Below are 1,615 nucleotides of genomic sequence, written 5' to 3'. Positions count from 1 at the left end.
TCTTCGGCGTCGGCGAGATAGCGGCCGCTCGAGGTGCGGTCGTCCAGACCGAAGGCGGCGAGCACATCGGAACGGAACGGGTCGATCCCGAGCACCTCCGTGACGCGTCGGTCGGCGCCGCGGCCCTGCCGGTGGCCGGGCGGGGTGAACCCGTACCGGTCACGGCGGTGGTAGTCGGCCAGTGCCTCCAACATCGGTGCGTGTGACTGATCCATGCGGTCCGGGTACCCAGTCGCTGCGGGTTGAACTCGCAACCACTCGCTTTCCGGGTGCCGCCGCCGATTCACCTATTCGAGTGCCGGGTACCCGGCACGTGACTTGCCACTGATCGGAGAGGTGCATGAGCGAACACACCCCGCACACAATCGACTACCCCGGCCGCACCGCGGACATGGCCGAGGAACCTCAGGACGAGATGCGCGCGTACCGGGGTAGCGAATTGCTGAAAGGCAAACGGGCGCTGGTGACCGGGGGCGACTCGGGAATCGGCCGCGCCGTGGCGGTGGCGTTCGCGAAAGAGGGCGCCGACGTGGCCATCGCCTACCTCGAGGAGAGCGATGACGCGGCGCACACGGCCGAATTGGTCGAGAAACAAGGGCGACGCTGCCGCACCTTCGCCGGCGACCTGGCCTCGCCGGCGCATTGTCGTGACGTGGTGGCCCGCACGGTCTCGGATCTGGGCGGACTGGACATCGTCGTCAACAATGTCGCTTACCAGGAACCGGTCGACGACTTCCTCGAGTTGTCCGATGAGCAGTGGCGGCGCACGTTCTCGGTGAACATCGACAGCTACTTCCACGTAACGAAAGCGGCGGTGCCGCATCTCGGCCAGGGTTCCGCCATCATCAACACCGGTTCGGTCAACGGACTGCGCGGCAACAAGTCGCTGATCGACTATTCCGCGACCAAGGGTGCGGTGACGGCGTTGACGTACTCGTTGGCACAGACCCTGCTGGATCGTGGAATTCGCGTCAACTGTGTTGCTCCCGGACCGGTCTGGACACCACTGATCCCGGCGACCATGGACGAGGAGAAGGTCGCGGAATTCGGGAAGCAGGCCCCCTACGGGCGGGCCGCCCAGCCCGACGAGATCGCGCCGTCCTACGTGTTCTTCGCTTCCGGTCTACTGTCCTCCTACTACTCCGGGGAAGTGCTCGCCCCACTGGGTGGCGAGACACTGCCCGGCTGACGGCGTGCCAGACCTTCGAAAAGTGTTCTATTCGAGAGGAAATCGGGATGTGGTGGACGTGAATGTACTCGAGCGAGGTGTGCGTCGGCTCGAACACGCTGAAACGCTGGACCGTCCCGCGGGCGCGGTCGTGACCGCGATCAACAAATGGCTTCCGGCGGGCCGGATCAAGGATGCGTTGTCCGGCACCGATCTCGGACACCCTCTGCACCCTCTTCTGGTCACCGTCCCTATCGGCGCGTGGGTCAGCGCCGGCCTCCTCGATGCCCTCGGGGGCACGAGTGCGCGGCAGGCTGCGACGAAACTCGTGGGGCTGGGCGCCCTTGCCGCGGTGCCGGCCACACTCACCGGCGCGTCGGACTGGGCCGACACGCTCGGCGCCGAGCGCCGGATCGGCGCAGTCCACGCGGCTTCGAACTATGCCGC

The 1,615-nt window shown here is 66.5% G+C and carries 2 protein-coding genes and 1 pseudogene; 2 read left to right on the top strand and 1 reads right to left on the bottom strand.

Annotation, left to right across the window (positions count from 1 at the left end; translation table 11 throughout):
• Nucleotides 1–215, bottom strand: a pseudogene (locus ACFTZB_RS45505) (ornithine decarboxylase); the annotation flags it as partial.
• A 125-nt stretch (nt 216–340) separates the two neighbouring features.
• On the opposite strand from ACFTZB_RS45505, the gene ACFTZB_RS45500 reads away from it, so the two are divergent.
• Both ACFTZB_RS45500 and ACFTZB_RS45495 read left to right on the top strand, forming a co-directional pair.
• Nucleotides 341–1,189, top strand: a complete 849-nt coding sequence (locus tag ACFTZB_RS45500) for an SDR family oxidoreductase (RefSeq protein WP_378442560.1) — start codon at nt 341–343, stop codon at nt 1,187–1,189.
• A gap of 49 nt (nt 1,190–1,238) precedes the next feature.
• A partial coding sequence (locus ACFTZB_RS45495) for a DUF2231 domain-containing protein (protein ID WP_378442558.1) occupies nt 1,239–1,615 on the top strand: 377 nt, incomplete at its 3' end.

The sequence above is a fragment of the Rhodococcus sp. NPDC057014 genome, from assembly GCF_042673295.1.
Classification (GTDB): Bacteria; Actinomycetota; Actinomycetes; order Mycobacteriales; family Mycobacteriaceae; genus Rhodococcus_F.
The sequence above is the reverse complement of the archived record's forward strand: the minus strand, read 5'-3'. Positions and strand labels throughout refer to the sequence as shown.

Coding starts and splice junctions, on each gene's coding strand:
- ACFTZB_RS45500 (WP_378442560.1), top strand. CDS start 341: ATGAGCGAACACACCCCGCACACAATCGACTACCCCGGCCGCACCGCG.